Annotated in this window: 17 protein-coding genes; 12 read left to right on the forward strand and 5 right to left on the reverse strand. The window is 68.8% G+C overall.

What is annotated here, in order from left to right; all coding sequences use genetic code 11:
• The first annotated feature begins 278 nt into the window (after positions 1 to 278).
• From AC36XV_RS00450 to AC36XV_RS00470, 5 genes are all read left to right on the forward strand, one after another.
• Positions 279 to 986, forward strand: coding sequence for a hypothetical protein (locus AC36XV_RS00450; protein WP_492201711.1), 708 nt, complete (start codon positions 279 to 281; stop codon positions 984 to 986).
• A gap of 131 nt (positions 987 to 1,117) precedes the next feature.
• Positions 1,118 to 2,512, forward strand: coding sequence for an FAD-dependent oxidoreductase (locus tag AC36XV_RS00455; protein ID WP_492201712.1), 1,395 nt, complete (start codon positions 1,118 to 1,120; stop codon positions 2,510 to 2,512).
• A 4-nt stretch (positions 2,513 to 2,516) separates the two neighbouring features.
• Positions 2,517 to 3,395 (forward strand): aldo/keto reductase, encoded by an 879-nt coding sequence (locus AC36XV_RS00460; RefSeq protein ID WP_492201713.1) that lies wholly within the window; start codon positions 2,517 to 2,519, stop codon positions 3,393 to 3,395.
• Between the two features lie 24 nt (positions 3,396 to 3,419).
• Positions 3,420 to 3,851: a hypothetical protein gene (locus tag AC36XV_RS00465; RefSeq protein ID WP_492201714.1), complete on the forward strand. Its 432-nt coding sequence runs from the start codon at positions 3,420 to 3,422 to the stop codon at positions 3,849 to 3,851.
• 25 nt (positions 3,852 to 3,876) lie between these two features.
• A complete protein-coding gene (locus AC36XV_RS00470; RefSeq protein WP_492201715.1) occupies positions 3,877 to 4,665 on the forward strand; it encodes an SDR family oxidoreductase in 789 nt (262 codons plus the stop codon).
• Between the two features lie 49 nt (positions 4,666 to 4,714).
• Here the strand turns inward: AC36XV_RS00470 and AC36XV_RS00475 are convergent, their stop codons facing one another.
• From AC36XV_RS00475 to AC36XV_RS00485, 3 genes are read right to left on the reverse strand one after another with little or no spacing between them, the layout of a single operon-like run.
• Complete coding sequence (locus AC36XV_RS00475) at positions 4,715 to 5,410, reverse strand: cyclase family protein (protein WP_492201716.1); 696 nt, start codon at positions 5,408 to 5,410, stop codon at positions 4,715 to 4,717.
• Positions 5,407 to 6,717, reverse strand: a complete 1,311-nt coding sequence (gene kynU / locus AC36XV_RS00480; RefSeq protein ID WP_492201717.1) for a kynureninase — start codon at positions 6,715 to 6,717, stop codon at positions 5,407 to 5,409. The genes AC36XV_RS00475 and kynU overlap by 4 nt, the downstream gene beginning before the upstream one ends.
• Positions 6,714 to 8,411: an N-acyl-D-amino-acid deacylase family protein gene (locus AC36XV_RS00485; RefSeq protein WP_492201718.1), complete on the reverse strand. Its 1,698-nt coding sequence runs from the start codon at positions 8,409 to 8,411 to the stop codon at positions 6,714 to 6,716. Before AC36XV_RS00485 ends, kynU begins: the two co-directional genes overlap by 4 nt.
• Before the next feature lie 251 nt (positions 8,412 to 8,662).
• Between AC36XV_RS00485 and AC36XV_RS00490 the strand changes: the two genes are divergently transcribed.
• Genes AC36XV_RS00490 through AC36XV_RS00510 form a run of 5 tightly spaced genes read left to right on the forward strand, consistent with a single transcriptional unit; the run spans position 8,663 to position 13,839 of the window.
• A complete protein-coding gene (locus AC36XV_RS00490) occupies positions 8,663 to 10,252 on the forward strand; it encodes a M20/M25/M40 family metallo-hydrolase (protein WP_492201719.1) in 1,590 nt (529 codons plus the stop codon).
• 34 nt (positions 10,253 to 10,286) lie between these two features.
• Positions 10,287 to 11,480: a nicotinate phosphoribosyltransferase gene (locus AC36XV_RS00495; RefSeq protein WP_492201720.1), complete on the forward strand. Its 1,194-nt coding sequence runs from the start codon at positions 10,287 to 10,289 to the stop codon at positions 11,478 to 11,480.
• On the forward strand, positions 11,473 to 12,501 hold the full coding sequence (locus AC36XV_RS00500; protein ID WP_492201721.1) for an isochorismatase: 1,029 nt from the start codon (positions 11,473 to 11,475) through the stop codon (positions 12,499 to 12,501). The genes AC36XV_RS00495 and AC36XV_RS00500 overlap by 8 nt, the downstream gene beginning before the upstream one ends.
• A 5-nt stretch (positions 12,502 to 12,506) precedes the next feature.
• A complete protein-coding gene (locus AC36XV_RS00505; RefSeq protein WP_492201722.1) occupies positions 12,507 to 13,280 on the forward strand; it encodes a class I SAM-dependent methyltransferase in 774 nt (257 codons plus the stop codon).
• Between the two features lie 7 nt (positions 13,281 to 13,287).
• A complete protein-coding gene (locus AC36XV_RS00510) occupies positions 13,288 to 13,839 on the forward strand; it encodes a GNAT family N-acetyltransferase (RefSeq protein ID WP_492201723.1) in 552 nt (183 codons plus the stop codon).
• On the opposite strand, the gene amrS is transcribed toward AC36XV_RS00510, so the two are convergent.
• Positions 13,830 to 14,954, reverse strand: coding sequence for an AmmeMemoRadiSam system radical SAM enzyme (gene amrS / locus AC36XV_RS00515; RefSeq protein ID WP_492201724.1), 1,125 nt, complete (start codon positions 14,952 to 14,954; stop codon positions 13,830 to 13,832). The two genes, AC36XV_RS00510 and amrS, sit on opposite strands and share 10 nt — an antisense overlap.
• A 125-nt stretch (positions 14,955 to 15,079) precedes the next feature.
• On the opposite strand from amrS, the gene AC36XV_RS00520 reads away from it, so the two are divergent.
• Together AC36XV_RS00520 and AC36XV_RS00525 are read left to right on the forward strand one after the other, a co-directional pair.
• Positions 15,080 to 15,538 (forward strand): GNAT family N-acetyltransferase, encoded by a 459-nt coding sequence (locus AC36XV_RS00520; RefSeq protein WP_492201725.1) that lies wholly within the window; start codon positions 15,080 to 15,082, stop codon positions 15,536 to 15,538.
• Between the two features lie 66 nt (positions 15,539 to 15,604).
• A complete protein-coding gene (locus tag AC36XV_RS00525; protein WP_492201726.1) occupies positions 15,605 to 15,880 on the forward strand; it encodes a helix-hairpin-helix domain-containing protein in 276 nt (91 codons plus the stop codon).
• A gap of 60 nt (positions 15,881 to 15,940) precedes the next feature.
• Here the strand turns inward: AC36XV_RS00525 and AC36XV_RS00530 are convergent, their stop codons facing one another.
• On the reverse strand, positions 15,941 to 17,362 hold the full coding sequence (locus AC36XV_RS00530; RefSeq protein ID WP_492201727.1) for an FAD-binding oxidoreductase: 1,422 nt from the start codon (positions 17,360 to 17,362) through the stop codon (positions 15,941 to 15,943).
• Positions 17,363 to 17,463 lie beyond the last annotated feature (101 nt).

The following is a 17,463-nucleotide window of genomic DNA, read 5'->3' on the forward strand; positions in this document are numbered from 1 at the left end:
AGATCGGTCGCACGTCCCACTACGTCACGGCCAGCGTGGAGAACTTCACGGATGAGCTGTACGCCGAGTTCTCGAATGCGGCGTTCTTCCGTCCCCAGCCGCGAAGGACCGTCCTGATCGGTTGGTCGACGACCTTCTGAGCCGGCTGGCCGAGGTCGGCATGTAGAGACGCCGGGTCCCGCCCCCGGGGCGGGGCCCGGTCTCACGCTTTGCCGCGAGGGCGGACGACCCTCCGCTCGCATGCGGCGCGGAGCCCTCGAGAAACGAGGAAGAGATCCATGCGCAGCTTCGTTCACTTCATTCCGATCGCGACCAGCGTGTTCTCGATCTGGTTCGGCTTTCTGCTGGTCCGCCGGTACCGGGAGCGCGGTGGCATGCACCACTTCTGGTGGGCGATCGGCGCCTTCGCGTACGGGGCGGGGACGATCACGGAGTCCCTGACGACGCTGATCGGGTGGCACGAGCCGATCTTCCGCGCCTGGTACATCTCGGGGGCGCTGTTCGGCGGTTTCCCGCTCGCCCAGGGCACCGTCTACCTTCTGTTCAACCGGAAGACGGCCGATCGCCTGACGGCCGCCGTGCTGAGCGTAGCCCTCGTGGCTTCGGCGTGCGTGCTGCTCAGCCCGGTCGACACGGCCCTCGCCGAACCGCACCGGCTCTCCGGTCGCGTGCTGGAGTGGAGCTGGGTGCGCGGCTTCAGCCCCTTCATCAACCTGTACGCGGTGATCTTCCTGGTCGGAGGGGCCGTCTACTCGGCACTGAAGTATCGGAAGGTGCCCGACATGTCTCACCGCGTGATCGGGAATTGGCTCATCGCGGTGGGTGCGATCCTGCCGGGCATCGGCGGCTCCTTCACCCGGTTCGGGCACGTCGAGGTCCTGTACGTGACCGAGCTTCTCGGCATCGTGCTCATCTACTTCGGATACCGGTTCAACGTACGCGGCGGCCGGCAGAGCGTGGCGGAGGGGCAGAAGGCGGCCGCCTGACGGCTCGCTCGGCCGCGTTGACGGGCGAGGGGCGCGAGAAATAGAGTACGACGGTCGCTCGAGCACGCCCCGGGCCGGCGCAGCCGGGCCGCGCGTGCGGTGTCCCTCGCCTGGAAGGCCGCACTCGTTTCGTGAGCAATCCGTCCGGAATTCCCGCACCGCCTCTTCGCGTCGCCGTCGTCGGGGCCGGTCCGGCCGGGTTCTTCACCGTCGAAGCGCTGCTCAAGAACGCGGCGATGCCGGTCTCCATCGATCTGTTCAACCGGCTCCCGACCCCGTACGGGCTCGTGCGCGACGGTGTGGCCCCCGATCATCAGTCCATCAAGAAGGTCACGGACCGCTACGATCGAATCGCCGCCGATCCGGCGGTGCGCTACTTCGGCAACGTGACGTTCGGGGTCGATCTGAGCCGGGAAGATCTGCGAAGGCACTACCACCAGGTGGTCTACGCGGTCGGCGCGCAGGCCGACCGACGCCTCGACATCCCGGGCGAGGACCTCGAGGGCAGCCATCCGGCGACGGAGTTCGTGGCGTGGTACAACGGACACCCCGACTTCGCGGACCGCGCCTTCGATCTGGGCCACGAGCGGGCCGTAGTGGTGGGGAACGGGAACGTGGCGGTCGACGTGGCCCGGATTCTGGTCACGGACCCCGAGATCCTGGCTTCGACGGACATCGCCGACCACGCCCTCGAAGCGCTTCGGAAGAGTGCGGTGCGGGAAGTCGTGATGCTCGGCCGCAGGGGGCCGGCGCAGGCGAAGTTCACCAGCGTGGAGCTCAAGGAGCTGGGCCGTATCCCGGACGTGGACGTGATCGTGGATCCGGGGGACCTCGCGCTGGACGAGGCGAGCGCACGGGCGGCCGCGGCGAGCCGGGTCGCGACCCGGAACCTCGAGATCCTGCACGAGCTGGCGGGCCGGACGCCGTCGGGCTCGGGGCGACGACTGGTGCTGCGGTTTCTCTCGTCTCCGGTGGAGATTCTCGGTCGGGCGGAACGGGTCCGAGGGGTCCGGATCGAGACGAACCGACTGGTGCCCACCGGCACGGGCTACCTGCGCAGCGAGGGGACGGGAACGACGGAGGAGGTGAATGCCGGCCTCGTCCTTCGCTCCGTCGGGTATCGCGGGGTACCGCTCTCCGACGTTCCCTTCGATCCCGAGCGGTGCGTGATTCCGAACGTCGCCGGGCGGGTGACGGAGGCCACCGGAGGAGAGGTCGTGCCGGGGGAGTTCGTGGCGGGCTGGATCAAGCGGGGCCCCAGCGGCATCATCGGAACCAACAAGCCGGATGCCGCGGAGACCGCTTCGTCGATGCTCGAGGATGTGGAGCAGGGCCGGGTCCGGCAGCCGGAAGACCCGGCGCCCTCCGCCATCGAGGCGCTTCTCGCGTCCCGTGACGTGCGCTTCGTGACCTTCGAGGACTGGCGCCGTCTCGACGAGGTGGAGATCGCGGCGGGTGCGGCGACCGGCCGGCCGCGCGTGAAGGTGGTTCGAGTCGAACGAATGCTGGAGATCATGGGGAGGTGAGCGGGTGATACGAGAGGTGCGGCTGGGCCCGGGAGCCCCGGAGGTCACGTGCGTCGGATTCGGCGGGATGCCGCTGTCCACGTCGGGCCGGCCGGAGGCCTCGCAGTCGATTCGCGTGCTGCATGCGGCCCTGGACGGGGGCATGACGCTGATCGACACGGCCGACGTCTACTGCCTGGACGATGACGACATCGGCCACAACGAGCGGCTGATCGCGCGGGCGCTCCGGGAGTGGTCCGGCGACCGCGACGGCGTCGTGGTGGCGACGAAGGGCGGTCTCCGGCGGCCCGGTGGACGGTGGGAGAGAGATGCGCATCCGGATCGGCTGAAGTCGGCATGCGAGGCATCCCTGCGGGCGCTCGGGACGGAGACGATCGATCTGTATCAGCTGCATGCGCCGGATCCCGCCGTGCCGTTCGAGGAGAGCGTGGGCGCCCTGGCGGACCTGCGCGCGGAGGGCAAGATCCGTGCGGTAGGTCTGTCGAACGTCTCGGTGGAGGAGATCGAGCGGGCCCGTCGCATCGTCACGGTCACCAGCGTGCAGAACCGCTTGAACCCGTTCTTCCGGGAAGCGGTCGAGGACGGCGTGGTCGAGCACACGGAGCGCGAGGGAATCGGGTTCCTGGCCTACAGCCCGGTGGGTGGCGGTCGCCTGAACCGCAAGCTGCCCGACCACCCGGTGGTGTCGGAGATCGCGGCGAGGCACGGGGCCTCTCCGCACGCGGTGGTGCTGGCGTGGGTCCTCGCCCGGGGAGAGAACGTCATCGTGATTCCGGGAGCCCGCACGGTGGACCACGCCGAGGACTCGATCGCCGCGGCCGGGCTCCGGCTGACGGCGGACGATCAGCAGGCGATCGAGACGGCAGCGTTCTCGATCGATTGACCGGTTCGAAACAGGGAGGTGGACATGAGACTTCTTCCGATCGTCGCCTGCGTCGTTCTCGGGGCATCGGCGGCCTGCTCCGGGAACCCGATGCCGGGCGACAGCGACTACCCCTACAACCTGTCGGGCGAATACGACGTCTCCTTCGATGCCATGGGCGCCGAGTACGCGGGCCCCGCGAAGCTGACCACCTCGCCGGGGGGGCTCGTGTACGGCGTGCTCGACCTGCAGGGCCCGGAGCGCGTCGCCGGTAACCTGGAAGGAGAGATCTCCGGAGACACCCTCACGTTCAACTCGAATTACGAGCGGGGTGGCGGGTGCACCGGCGTCCTGAGCGGCGAGGGACGGATCACCGAGGGTGGAGCGTCGGTCGCGGGCGTCTCGGTGATCGACGACGACTGCACCGGAGACCTGTTCGACGCGGCCTTCAAGTTCACCCGGCAGTCGACGGAGTGAGGTCCGGCGCACGGAGGAAGGTCGAATGGGGGATCTGAGCGGCAAGAGGGCCGTGGTGTGCGGAAGCACTCGCGGCATCGGCCGTGCATGCGCGGAAGAGCTGGCCGGCCGGGGCGCGGATGTGATCCTGGTGGCCAGGGACGAGGCGGCGTTGCGCGAGGCGGTCGACGCTCTGCCCCGGCCTCACGGGGAGGGGCACTCGTGGGTGAGAGCCGACTTTCGGGATGTCGACGAGGTGCGCCGAGCCGTCACGGAACACCTCGAAGCGACAGGGCCGGCCCACATCCTGGTCAACAACACCGGCGGCCCGCCTCACGGACCGATCATCGAGGCGGACCCCGAGGACTTCCTCGCCGCCCTCTCGGCACACGTGGGCTGCGGTCAGGTCCTGGTGCAGGCGATGCTGCCGGGCATGCGCGAGGCCGGATACGGACGCGTGATCAACATCGCGAGCATCTCGGTGATCGCGCCGATCCCCGGCCTCGGCGTGTCCAACACGACGCGGGCGGCCGTGGCCAACTGGGCACGCACGCTGGCCCACGAGCTCGGTCCCCTCGGGGTGACGGTGAACACGGTCCTTCCGGGGTACACGGCCACGGGCCGTCTCGAAGAGCTGGCCGAGTCGATCGCGAAGGCGCAGGGATCTTCGGTGGAGCAGGTGGAAGCGGGCTGGCAGGGCGGGATTCCCCTTCGACGCCTGGCGCGACCATCCGAGATCGCTGCGGTGGTCGGATTCCTCGCCTCGCCCGCCGCGTCTTACGTGACGGGCGTGAACCTGCCCGTGGACGGAGGTCGCACGGCGGCGTCCCGCTGACGGCCGCCACGATCCGTGGCACCGGGGCGCGGCCGGGCGCTCGGGCCCGTCACGCGCCTTCCGGGGACCGGTGGGGATCGGCCCGGAGCACGGCCCGCACGGGGCTTCCATCGAAGCCCACGAGACGGAGCGGAAGAGCGATGAGCTCGTACCGTCCCGGCGGTACGTGACCCAGCACCACGCCTTCGAGAATGTCCAGATCGTGCCGCCGAGCGGCCGCGTGAGCCGGCAGGTCCTTCGAGTCGGATGGATCGATGCTGGGGGTGTCGATTCCGATCAGCTTCACACCTTCCGTGCCGAGCCAGTCGACGAGCTCCGGGTCGAGGGCCGCGAAGTCCGGGTTGAAGATCTTCGGATCGGGATACGATCCCGTCGAGATCAGGACCCTGGGGACATCCAGGCGGGCACCTTCGGGACGGTCGGGCCCGGCGGCGAGGGCTTCGAGCAGGCGCTCCCGCGTAACGAGACCTCCGGGGCCGACGCTCGGCCGGACCACCCGGCAGCTTCCCACGAACGGCCACAGCGGTCGCGCATCGATCGACTCCCCGTCCGGGTCGTAGTGTACCGGCGCATCGACGTGCGCGCCGAGGTGGCAGGTGGCCCGGAGGGTGGACAGGGTGATCGCGTCGCCCCGGCCTCCATCCAGGAGCACTTCCCGGCTCATCGGCGTGTCTCCCGGAAACACGGCCGTGCCGGGGCTGAGGGGCGGGCTGATGTCGTAGAGTCGCGGCTCCGATGCGCTCACGCGGCTTCCCCCAGGGCCTCTCGAAGCGCCTCCGCGGTGTGCCACAGCTCGCTGAATCGACTGTACAGCGGGGCTGGAGCGAGGCGAAGCACGTCGGGCTCCCGGTAGTCACCGATGATGCCCGACCGGTACAGCCGCTCCAGCACGGTCTTCGCCGTGCCCGCGATCCGCACCGAAATCTGCGACCCTCTGCCCTCGAGCTCGGCTGGCGTGATGATCTCGGCTCCCTCGCCGACCCTCGTCTCGATCAGCCACTCGAGGTAGGTCGTCAGTCGCCTGGACTTCGCGACGATCCGGTCCATGACCGCCTCGTCGAACAGAGACAGGGCGGGCTCGAGGGGGGCCATGGCCAGGACCGGCGGGGTGCTGAGCTGCCAGCCGATCGCGCCCGGACGGGCCCGGAAATCCGGATCCAGCTGCATTCGGAACCGGGTCGACGGATCGTTTCCCCACCAGCCTCCGAGGCGATCGAGCTCGTCGACCCTGTCCGCGTGTCGGCGGTGAACGAAGATCCCGGCCGGAGCGCCCGGTCCGCCGTTCACGTACTTGTAGTGGCACCACACGGCGAAGTCGACGTCCCAGTCGTGAAGCGCGAGCTCGACGTTTCCGACGGCGTGCGCCAGGTCCAGGCCGACCACGGCGCCGTGCCGGTGTCCGGCCTTCACGATCCGTGGCATGTCCAGCCTCTGGCCGGTGAGGAAGTTGACTCCGCCGATCAACACCAGGGCCACCTCCCCGGACCGTGCTTCCAGGGCCGCCTCGATCGCGGATTCGTCGATCCGGCCGGCGTCGTCCGGTGGTCCGACCTCCAGCAGGCAGCGCCCCGGATCGAGGCCGTGCCAGCGAAGATGGGTTTCCACGGCGAAGCGGTCGCTCGGAAAGCAGGGACGCTCGATCAGAATGGCCCTCCGGCCGCCGGCCGGTCGGAAGAAGGTGGCGAGCATCAGGTGGAGGTTTACGGTCAGGCCGTTCATCACCGCTACTTCGCTTGCCGATGCTCCCACCAGCCGGGCGAGCGGCGGTCGAACTCGCTCGTCGAGGTCGTACCATCGATCCGGTTCCTCGAACCAGCCATCCACCCCCCGCTCCGCCCACCGCGTCAGGGCTCGCTGCAGTGCGCCGCGAGCCTCGAGCGGGAGGGGCCCGAGAGAGTTGCCCGCGAGGTAGATGAGCGGCCTGTCGTCCCGAGACGGGAGCTCGAAGCGCTCCCTGAACCCGGCCAGCGGATCCGAGGCATCGAGCTCGCGGGCGAAATCCAGCCCCTCGCGGAACGGCGGACCCGAGGGGCTCGGGACGTCAGACCTCACTCGCCCGTCCAGCCGGGACCCCGCACCACGCGGCCGGCGAGGGCGCCCGTGTGCTCTCCGTCGCGAACGGTCAGCACCCCGTTCACCAGCACGAAGCGGACGCCTTCGGCGAGCTGGTGAGGCTCGGCGAAGGTGGCGCGGTCCACCACCGTCTCCGGATCAAAGATCACGACGTCCGCGAAATACCCGGGGGCGAGCCTGCCCCGCCGCTCGATGCCCAGGTGGGCGGCCGGTTGAGAGGTCAGTTTCCGTATCGCCTCCTCGAGCGGAAGGATCTCCTCGTCCCGTACGTACCGACCGAGCAGACGGGCGAAGTTGCCATAGGCCCGAGGGTGCGGGTTCGATTCCAGAAAGACGCCTTCCGGCGCCAGCGCTTCCGCATCGGACCCGAAGCTCATCCACGGCAGCGCGATCTTCCTGCGAACGTTCTCTTCGGACATGAGGAAATAGACGGTCCCCACGTCGGCCCCGTTCTCGATCAGCAGATCCATCGCGGCCTCTTCAGGCGTGGTGCCGCGCTCCTCGGCCACCTCCGCCAGCGTTCGGCCGGTCAGGGGCTTCAGGTCCGGATTCCGGAACCCGACCAGGAGCACCTTGTCCGCCGATCCCGCCGCCAGATACAGATTCTCCCATTCGTCGGTCGGGGTCGTCATCTCGACGGCCACGCGGCCGCGGATCTCCGGATCCTGCAGGCGCTCGATCCAGGCCTGATCCCCGCCCTCCTGCACCCACGGGGGCATGGCGGCGTCGAGACCCGTAGCGCCGGCCGTGTAGGTGTACATGTCGGCGGTGATTCGAAGTCCCTCCGCGCGAGCCGCCTCGATCCGATCGATCACCTCCTGGAGGCGCGGCCAGTTCTCCCGACCGGCGGCCTTCAGATGGTAGATCTCCGCGGGTACACCGGCTTCCCGGGCGATGGTGATCAGCTCCTCGACCGCCGGGAGAATCGAATTGCCCTCGCTGCGGATGTGCGAGATGTACATGCCTCCGTACTCGCCCGCAGCCGAGGCGAGCTCGACCAGCTCCTCGGTGCTCGCGTAGAACGCCGGTGCGTAGATGAGCGAGGACCCGAGACCGAGGGCGCCGCCCTGCATCGCCTCGCGCACCAGCGCCTTCATCCGTTCCAGTTCCTCCGGCGTGGCCGGACGGTCCTCGTAGCCGACCTCGTGAATCCGGACGGTGGTCGCGCCCACGAACGAGGCCACGTTGGGCGACACTCCGCGCTCCGCGAGGTGGTCCAGGTACTCGGCCAGGGTGGTCCAGGCGACCTCGAAACGGACGTCCCCCTGGTCTTCCCGCATCTCGGCCTTCATGGCCTCGTTGAGGGGGCCCATGGACCACCCCTCTCCCATGACCTCGAGCGTGACGCCCTGCACCAGGTCGCTCAGGCCACGGCCGTCCTCGAGGAGCGACTCGTTGGCCCAGGAGAGCATGTTGACGAAGCCGGGAGAGACCGCCATCCCCTCGGCGTCGATCTCCGTGAGACCGCGCAACTCGGTCTCGCCACCCGCTTCCCTCGCGACGATCGCGGTAATCGTGTCTCCGTCGATCGCCACGTCGGCCGCGTACGGCGCGCTCCCGGAGCCGTCGTAGACCCATCCGCCTCGAATGACGATCTCGTGAGCCGGCGGATTCGAGCACGATGAGAGCACGAAGAGCAGGGCCAGCCATGGGAAGGCACGCCGACCGAACATGAACACCTCGGGGCCAGGGAATCGGAACTGGACGTCGAACCCGTCCACCGAGGACGGGTGACGCACGGCTCCGGCAAGGTAGCCCCGCGAAGCCGAACGGCGCGAGGGGCGGAGCCCGCTCGCCGCGGGCCTTTTCACTGGACGCGCAACCGGCTTGGATCTATTCTGCGTCGTTTCACGGCCGGTACCGCTCCTCCCCGCGTGGCGCGGACGGCCGATCCAGCGAGTTGAGTGAGACAGTGGAGTCGATAATGCATGTGAAGAGGGCGGTTTCGGCCAGCTTGGCGATCGCGGCGTGGATGGCCGCGGCACCGGTCGCGGCGCAGGATTTTCCGACCGACGATCCGGTGCTCGAATCGATCTGGGCGGAGGGGATGGAAGACTCGAACGCCTGGAGCATCGGCCAGGCCCTGCTGGATTCGATCGGTCCGCGGCTGACCGGCACCCCGGCGGTGGACCGGGCCAACGATTGGGCGGTCGAGATGCTGGCGGGGTGGGGGGTCGAGGCCCGGGTGGAGGACTACGGCACCTGGAAGGGATGGGAGCGGGGCACCACCCACGTCGACCTTCTCGAGCCGCGCGTGCGCTCGCTCGACGCCATGCTCATGGCGTGGAGCCCCGGCAGCGGCGGGACGGTCGAGGGGGGTGTGGTGGCCTTCCCCGACGTTGCGGATGCGGCCGGATTCGACGCGTGGCTACCGTCCGTGGAGGGTAACTTCGTCGCCCTCGCCATGCCTCAGCCCTCCTGCCGGCCTCTGTCGAGCTACGAGGAGTACGGCAGCGAGGATCTCGTGGAGTCGGTGCGGGAGAAGCGGCGCGAGATGCAGGTCGCCTGGGGAACGCGGATGGAGGCGACGGGCTACGAGCCGGCCGAGATTCTCCAGGCGATCGAGGAGGCCGGGGCGCTGGGCGTGCTGTGGTCCGACTGGAGCGGCGGCTGGGGCGCGCGTCGGGTCTTTGCCCTCAATACGCGCTTCGGGGCCGCCACACGGACGATCCCCGCCCTCGATCTGAGCTGCGAGGACTACGGGCTCGTGTGGCGGCTGGCGAGCCAGGACCAGGCCCCCCTGCTGAGGGTCGATGCGGAGGCCGAGCTCAGGGCCGACGTGCCGGTGGGGAACGTGATCGGGGAAATTCCGGGAGCCGAGCTGCCGGACGAGTACGTGGTCCTCTCCGCGCACTTCGACTCGTGGGATGGTGCCTCGGGTGCGACGGACAACGGCACGGGCAGCGTCGTGATGCTGGAGGCCATGCGCATCCTGTCGGAGGTGTATCCGGCTCCCCGGCGAACGATCCTGATCGGACTGTGGGCCAGCGAGGAACAGGGTCTGAACGGATCCCGCGCCTTCGTTCGCGACCATCCGGAAGTCATCGAGGGTCTGCAGGCCGCGTTCAACCAGGACAACGGCACGGGCCAGATCGTCAGGGGCTCACCGATGGGCATCGTGAGCGCGTCGGCCAACCTGGCCGACTGGATGGCCCGGGTCCCGAGGTCGATCAGCGGCGAGGTCGATCTGTCCTTCCCGGGATCGCCGAGCGGCGGCGGGAGCGATCACGCGTCGTTCATCTGTGCTGGAGCTCCGACGTTCGGTCTCGGCTCCAGCAGCTGGGACTACTTCGCCTACACGTGGCACACCAACCTGGACACCTTTGACAAGATCGTCTGGGACAACATCCGGGCGAACGCGACCCTGGTGGCGATGCTGACGTATCTCGCCTCCGAGGACGATCGCGTGCCCAGGGACGAGAGGGCCACCGTCGTCGACTTCCGGACCGGCGAGCCGCGCGAGTGGCCGGCGTGCGAGGACGGTGCCAGGGAGACCACGGAGCGGTATCGCTGAGCCCGACGAGGAATAGCGAGGACGTGAGCGAGCCATGACGGAAGACCGGGCCCTGCTGTTCCACGAGGAGCTCACCCGCTTCCCGGCGGAGCTGTTCCAGTTCGATCCCCGAATCCGGGACGGGTGGCTGTCGGACCGCTACTTCGTGCGAACCGCTCGCACGCTGGAGCACGCCGGCCTCGATCCGATCGTCAACCTGCAGTTCTTCGCCAAGCGCCACGGCATGCTCGCGGGGACCTTCGAATGCGTTCGCATGCTGCAGTCGCAGCTCGCGGCCGGGTTCGACCATCGCGACCTGGTCGTGGAGACGCTGCACGACGGTGATCGGATCGAACCCTGGGAGGTCGCCTTCCGCATTCGTGGGCGATACCGGGCGTTCGCTCACCTCGAGACCCCCCTGGACGGGGTGCTCGCCCGGCGCAGCCTGATCGCGACCAACGCGGCGCGTGCCGTGGAGGCGGCCCGAGGGGTGCCGGTCATCTATTTCGCCCCGCGTCACGACGACTGGCGCATCCAGACGCCCGATGGGTACGCCGCCCGGGTCGGAGGAGGCGGCGACGTGTCGAGCGACGCCGGCGCCTCGTGGTGGGGCGGTGAGGGCGTGGGCACGATGCCTCACGGGTTGATCGCGGCGTTCGGTGGCGACGTGGTGGGCGCCACGCTGGCGTTCGCCCGCTACGTGAGGGATGAGGAACCGCGCGTGCCGATCGTCAGCCTGGTGGACTACCGGAACGACTGCGTTCGGGACTCGCTCGCCGTGGCGAGAGCCATGCGTGAGGAGTTCGGGGACGGAGTGCTGTACGGGGTGCGCCTCGACACGAGCGGAAAGCTGGTCGACCGGGCCCTGATGGAAGATCCCGACCTGTGGGGCAAGGAAAGCCTCGCCGGGGTCAATCCGCACCTCGTCCGCAAGGTGCGGGGGTCCCTCGATGCGGAAGGCTTCGACTACGTCGGCATCATGGTCTCCGGAGGGTTCACGCCCCGCAAGATCCAGCGCTTCGCCGATCTCGGACTCCCGATCGCGGCGTACGGGGTGGGCAGCTCGATCCTCGGCCACGGTTGCGAGGAGGATGGGGTGGTCACCGACTTCGACTTCACCGCGGACGTGGTCGAGGTGGACGGCCGTCCCGAGGCCAAGGTGGGTCGGGGCGTATGGGAGAACCCGCGGCTGATCCCGGTGGACTGGACGCTGCTCGAGCGGCTCGATTCGGAGGTGAACGGTGGCTGAACTGCCGATTCCGGGACATTTCGACGATTCCCGGACGGGCGAGATCTGGCGTGTCGACTATGCGGCCAGGGCCGCGGAGGCGGAGGCGTGGGCGGAGGCCCACGGGATCGGGCACCCGTCGGACGACGACCCGACGATCGGCCTCCTCCTCGTCGATTGCCAGAATACGTTCTGCATTCCCGAGTACGAGCTCTTCGTCGCGGGTCGGACGGGGCGAGGGGCCGTCGAGGACAATACTCGACTCTGCCAGTTCATCTACCGCAACCTCGGTGCGATCACGGAGATCACGGCGACCCTGGACACGCATACCGCGCTCCAGATCTTCCACCCGGTCTTCTGGCTCGACGAAGAGGGGCATCACCCGATCGGAGGACAGACGGAGATCACGGTCGCCGACGTGGAGCAGGGGCGGTGGCGGCCCAATCCGGCCGTGGCCGGATCCCTGGCGGGCGGGGACGAGGAGTGGTTGAACCGGTACGCACGGCACTACGTGCGACGGGTCACCGAGGGACGCTACCCGCTCATGATCTGGCCCTACCACGCGATGCTCGGAAGCATCGGGCACGCGCTCGTCTCGGCGGTGGACGAGGCCGTGTTCTTTCACAGCATCGCGCGCCAGACGGCGGCCCGGTTCGAGGTGAAGGGAGACACTCCGCTGACGGAGAACTACTCCGTGTTCAGCCCCGAGGTGACGCTCGGCCCGGCCCGCGAGCGGATCGCCTCTCCCAACCTCGAGCTGTTCGACCACCTGATGTCGTTCGATGCGATCGTCGTGGCGGGGCAGGCGGCCAGCCACTGCGTCGCGTGGACGCTGCACGACCTCCTCACGGCGATCCAGGCGAGGGACCCCGAGCTGGCCGGGCGGATCTACATCCTCGAGGACTGCATGTCGTCCGTCGTGGTTCCCGACGTGGTGGATTTCACGGAGGATGCCGAGGAAGCGCTCGAGCTGTTCGAAGGGCATGGAATGCACCTCATCCGGTCCACCGAGCCGATCCACTCCTGGATGGAGCGGAGCTAGCCGACATGGAAGATCGAGATCGGGCCGCTGCGGGCGATGATTGGCATGCGGAGGATCGCTTCTGGGAGGCCGCCGCGGCCTCCCTGTTCGACGATCAGGCCTGGCAGGCGGCGGACGCGGACGCGGAGCGCCTGTTCGAATGGCTCGGGCTGGAGCCGGGATCGTCGGTCCTGGATCTCGGGTGCGGGCCCGGACGCTACGCGCTCCCCCTGGCACGCCTCGGCTGCGACGTAACGGGGGTCGACCGGACGGAGGCCTACCTCGCGGAAGCGCGCAGGAGAGCAGAGGAGGGCGGGTGGAACGTCGAGCTCGTCCGGGCCGACATGCGGGAGTTCAGCAGACCCGGGGCGTTCGACGTCGCCATCAGCATGCGGACCTCGTTCGGGTACTTCGAGGACCCCGGGGACGATCTCGAGGTGCTCGAGAGGGTCCTCGAGAGCCTGCGTCCGGGCGGGATCCTGTTGATCGACACGATCGGCAAGGAAGTGCTGGGTCGGATCTTCCAGGCGCGGGACTGGAAGCGTGTCCACGATGAAGTATGGCTGTTCGAGCGCCGCCCGGTGCGGGCCTGGTCGTGGATGGAGAGCACCTGGATCCGGATTCGGGAAGGGTCCAGGGAGGAGTTCGAGATCGGACACCGCCTCTACTCGGCTTTCGAGCTCGGCACCCTGACCCGGGCCGCGGGCTTCGCGGAAAGCGCGGCGTACGGGGACTTCGAGGGCGGGCCGTACGACGAGACCGCGTCCCGTCTCGTCGTGCTGGCGCGGAAGCCGGAGTGAACGACCCGTGTATCTCGAGACCCCCCGACTCCGGCTGCGCGAGCTGAGGGAAGAAGATGCCGGGCGGCTCGCCGACATCTTCGCCGATCCGACGGTCGTGGAGTACTCCGGAGGTCGGTCGCCCTCCTTCGATGAGGTGCGCGACGGCATTCGCCGGCACATCGCCGGCTACGAAGAGCGGGGCTTCGGCCTGCTCGCCGCGGAGCTCCGGGAGACCGGAGAGCTGGTGGGCCGGGTCGGCTTCCTGGGCACCGACGTGGATCCCTCGGCCGACGCCGAGCTGCACTATCATCTGGCGCCCGCGGCGTGGGGAAACGGACTCGCCACCGAGGCGGCACGCGCGGTGCTCGAGTGGGCGTTCGAGACCGGGCGCCTGAGACGGGTGGTGGCGGTGATTCATCCCCGGAATCACGCATCCCGTCGGGTGGCGGAGAAGTGCGGCCTGCGGTACTGGAAGGAAATCCACCTGGCCGATTCGACCCTCTTCCACCTGTATCGGCTCGATGCCCCCGCCAGGAGCGGGCCAAGCACGGTCGCGGTTTCGGAGGGTCAGCGGTAGGCGGAGACCCGGACCGGTCGCCGCCGGTTTCCCCACCTGCCGGGCCGCGCCTCGAACACGCCGGGACACCGGACGCCGCACCGGTCACAGATGCCGTCGGCCTGCAGTGCCCACGTGACGATGTCGTACCCTCGCCTGCCGATGATCTCCGAGCCACAGCGCGGGCAGCGGGTGGACTGCCCCGATCGGTCGAGTACGTTTCCCGTGTAGGCGAAGCGGATGCCTTCCTCGAGGGCAATCCGGCGAGCGCGGAGCAGGGTGGCCGCCGGAGTAGGAGGGGTGTCCCGCATTCGCCAGTCGGGGTGAAAGGCGGTGAAGTGCATGGGCACGTCCGGGCCCAGCTCCTCCCTCACCCAGCTCGTCATCGCGTGAAGCTCCCGGTCCGAGTCGTTCTCTCCCGGAATCAGCAGGTTCGTGATCTCCAACCAGGTGTCGGTCTCGTGACGAACGTACCGCAGGGTGTCGAGAACCGGTGCCAGCCGTCCGGCGGCCAGCTTCCGGTAGAACGCGTCCGTGAACCCCTTGAGGTCGATGTTGGCGGCGTCCATCCAGCGGTAGAATTCGGCCCGGGGCGCCTCGCACACGTAGCCCGCGGTCACGGCCACGGTACGCACGCCCCGATCGCGGCAGGCGGCGGCCACGTCGATCGCGTACTCGTGGAACACGACCGGATCGTTGTAGGTGAAGGCCACGGAACGGCATTCGAGGTCGCACGCCGCCCGCGCGATCGCGCGCGGACTCGCCTCCTCGGCGAGGGTGTCCATCTCCCGTGACTTGCTGATGTGCCAGTTCTGACAGAACGAGCAGGTGAGGTTGCATCCGGCGGTTCCGAAGGACAGAACGGCCGTTCCCGGAAGGAAGTGGTGGAGCGGCTTCTTCTCGATCGGGTCCACGCAGAAGCCGCTCGAGCGGCCATACGTGGTCAGCACGATCTGGCCGCCCCGGTGGGCCCGCACGAAGCAGAGGCCGCGCTGGCCCTCCCGCAGCCGACACAGACGTGGGCAGAGGTCGCACCGGATGCGGCCATCCTCGAGCCGCGCCCAGTGACGCGTGGCCACCCCCGTCGTCACCCCGGGCGACCCGTTCGTGCTCACGTCGTGCGGCTGACTGTCCATACGCTCTCAACGTAACCTCCGGCCGGTTCGAGGGCCTCTGTTGGACCGGCGGCGATTGTGCGACAATGACAGCCCGTACCTCCGGAGGCGGGGGAGAACAGGGACCGCGACAGGAAAGAGGAGTCATGGCCAGGGCACCCGGCGAGATCCGCATTCGGAACGCGACACCCGACGATGCGGGGTCCATCGCCAGGCTTTCGGGCGAGCTGGGCTATCCCACGACCGCCCCGGATGCCCGTCGACGTCTGTTCGACATCAAGACGGCCGAGCATCACGCGGTCATGGTGGCCGAGGAGCCGGGAGGGCAGGTCGTGGGGTGGGTCCACGTGTTCCGGTCGCCTCGACTCGGTGGAGATCCGTTCGCCGAGCTGGGAGGGCTGGTCGTTACCGAGGCCCTTCGAGGGCACGGGATCGGAAGTCAGCTGGTGGCGGCGGCCGAGCGCTGGACCGCGGAGAGGGAGATCGCGACCCTCCGCATCCGGACCCGGACGACCCGGAGCGATGCCCGGCTCTTCTATGAGGATCTGGGCTTCGTGCTCACCAAGACGCAGGTCGTGTTCGAACGTCAGATTCTGCCCGACTGACCCCCGGGCTTGCCGCCGCCTCCGTGTTCGGTTTATCTTCGGTTTTCACCTCGACCGGAGGATGCGGTGGCGGCACGACCACCCACGGACCTGCGCACGATCCCGGGCGTCGGTCCCAGCATCGAACGTGACCTCCTGGACCTCGGAATCGCATCGATACCGGAGCTTCGGGGCCGGGATCCGGACCGGCTGTACAGGAAGCTCTGCGACCTGAGGAGCGAGCGCATCGACCCGTGCGTGATGTACGTGTTCCGGTGTGCGGTCTACTTCGCCTCGAACGAGGTGCACGAGCCGGCGCTTCTGCAGTGGTGGAACTGGAAGGACAGGCCGCCGGGCGCCTGACACGCTCCGGTTCCCGGCGGCGCCTGCCGATGGCGGCGGGCCTGGCCCGCCGCTTCGCTCTTACGGCCGCACGTTGAGATTGGTTCGGAAGACGTTGTCGGGATCGTACCTGGCCTTCAGCTGCCGAAGCCTCTCGTAGTTGCTCCCGTACGCGGCGGACACCCGGGCCGCGTCCTCCGCTTCGCTCACGAAGTTGAGGTAGACGCCCCCCGTCGCGAAGGCGCCCGAAGCGTCGAAGAAGCTACGCGCCCACGACACGCAGCGGTCGTCGTTCTCCGCGCCCTCCCAGCGCGTATGCACGTTCATCACGAACGCGGCATCCCGGTGGGGGTAGGCGGAGGACTCCGCGGGGACCCGGGAGGCGGCGCCGCCCACCTGCGCCACGAAGATCTCGGACTGCGGGCTCGGGAGCCCGGCCGCCGATTCCACCAGCAGGTCGATCAACCCATCCTCCAGCGAGGCGAAGTTGTGCGACTTCCAGTAGTTCCGTGCGCCCGGCGTCAGGAGAGGGTCGAACGCCTGCTGGAACTCGACGAACGGCATCGGGCCCATGTGGATCGCGTGCGGGTCGCCGAAGGCGGTGACCGGCTCGATCACCCGCTGGCCCTCGGCGGGGTCTCCGGCGTACACGAAGGCGAGCACCAGCACGTCCGTGCCATGAACGTCCTCGGGAAGGAAGGGGAGCGGAGGAGCGGCCCTGAGGACCGCCCACAGGGTCATCTCATCCGGCGCTCCCGCCGTGAATTCCCGATAGTAGCGCAGGACGTCACCGGCGGCCGAGTGCGGGTGCACGATCAGGCCGCACAGCAGCTCGGGCCCGGCCGGGTTGAGCCTGAACTCGAACGAGGTGACGATCCCGAAGTTGCCTCCGCCCCCCTTCAGCCCCCAGAAGAGATCCGCGTTCTCGTCCTCGCTCGCCCGGATCTCGCGGCCGTCCGCGGTCAGCACGTCGGCGGAGATCAGGCTGTCGATGGTGAGACCGTACTTCCGGCTCAACCAGCCGAATCCTCCCCCGAGGGTGAGCCCGGCGATCCCCGTCGTGGAGTTGATTCCCACCGGAATGGCCTGGCCGTGCGGAAGCGTGGCGGCATCGACGTCCCCGAGCGTGGCCCCCGGCTCGACGCGGGCCGTGCCGGCGTCGAGGTCGAGCTCGACCGCTCTCATCTGCGACAGGTCGATCGTCAGGCCTCCCTCAACGAGGGCGCTTCCGGCGATGTTGTGTCCGGCCCCGCGCACCGAGAAGAGAAGGTCGTGACGACGGGCGAAGTCGAGGCTTCGCTTCACGTCCGCGGCGCTCTCGCACCGGGCGATGAGGGCCGGCCTCTTGTCGATCATCGCGTTCCACACGGCGCGGGCCTCTTCGTATCCCGCGTCGTCTCGACCGATGAGTGAGCCGTCCAGGCTGGAAGACAGGCCCTCCAGGGTCGCTGCGTCCAGTTCGGTGAGGCCTCCAGCCAGGGTCGCTACGGAAAGAACAGCCATCCTCGCCTCCGTTCGAAGTGAAAGCCCATCGTACCCGTCCGACATCGCCGTCCACTCGCCGGGGCCCGGAAACGTCACGGTCGATGTCGCGGTCCTCAGCA

The sequence above is a fragment of the Candidatus Benthicola sp. genome, assembly GCF_058719085.1.

Excerpts from the sequence above, each read along its gene's own strand:
- AC36XV_RS00530 (WP_492201727.1), bottom strand. The coding sequence starts at position 17,362 with ATGGCTGTTCTTTCCGTAGCGACCCTGGCTGGAGGCCTCACCGAACTG.
- AC36XV_RS00520 (WP_492201725.1), top strand. The coding sequence starts at position 15,080 with ATGGCCAGGGCACCCGGCGAGATCCGCATTCGGAACGCGACACCCGAC.
- AC36XV_RS00450 (WP_492201711.1), top strand. The coding sequence starts at position 279 with ATGCGCAGCTTCGTTCACTTCATTCCGATCGCGACCAGCGTGTTCTCG.
- AC36XV_RS00490 (WP_492201719.1), top strand. The coding sequence starts at position 8,663 with ATGCATGTGAAGAGGGCGGTTTCGGCCAGCTTGGCGATCGCGGCGTGG.
- AC36XV_RS00495 (WP_492201720.1), top strand. The coding sequence starts at position 10,287 with ATGACGGAAGACCGGGCCCTGCTGTTCCACGAGGAGCTCACCCGCTTC.
- AC36XV_RS00505 (WP_492201722.1), top strand. The coding sequence starts at position 12,507 with ATGGAAGATCGAGATCGGGCCGCTGCGGGCGATGATTGGCATGCGGAG.
- AC36XV_RS00485 (WP_492201718.1), bottom strand. The coding sequence starts at position 8,411 with ATGTTCGGTCGGCGTGCCTTCCCATGGCTGGCCCTGCTCTTCGTGCTC.
- amrS (WP_492201724.1), bottom strand. The coding sequence starts at position 14,954 with ATGGACAGTCAGCCGCACGACGTGAGCACGAACGGGTCGCCCGGGGTG.
- AC36XV_RS00470 (WP_492201715.1), top strand. The coding sequence starts at position 3,877 with ATGGGGGATCTGAGCGGCAAGAGGGCCGTGGTGTGCGGAAGCACTCGC.
- AC36XV_RS00465 (WP_492201714.1), top strand. The coding sequence starts at position 3,420 with ATGAGACTTCTTCCGATCGTCGCCTGCGTCGTTCTCGGGGCATCGGCG.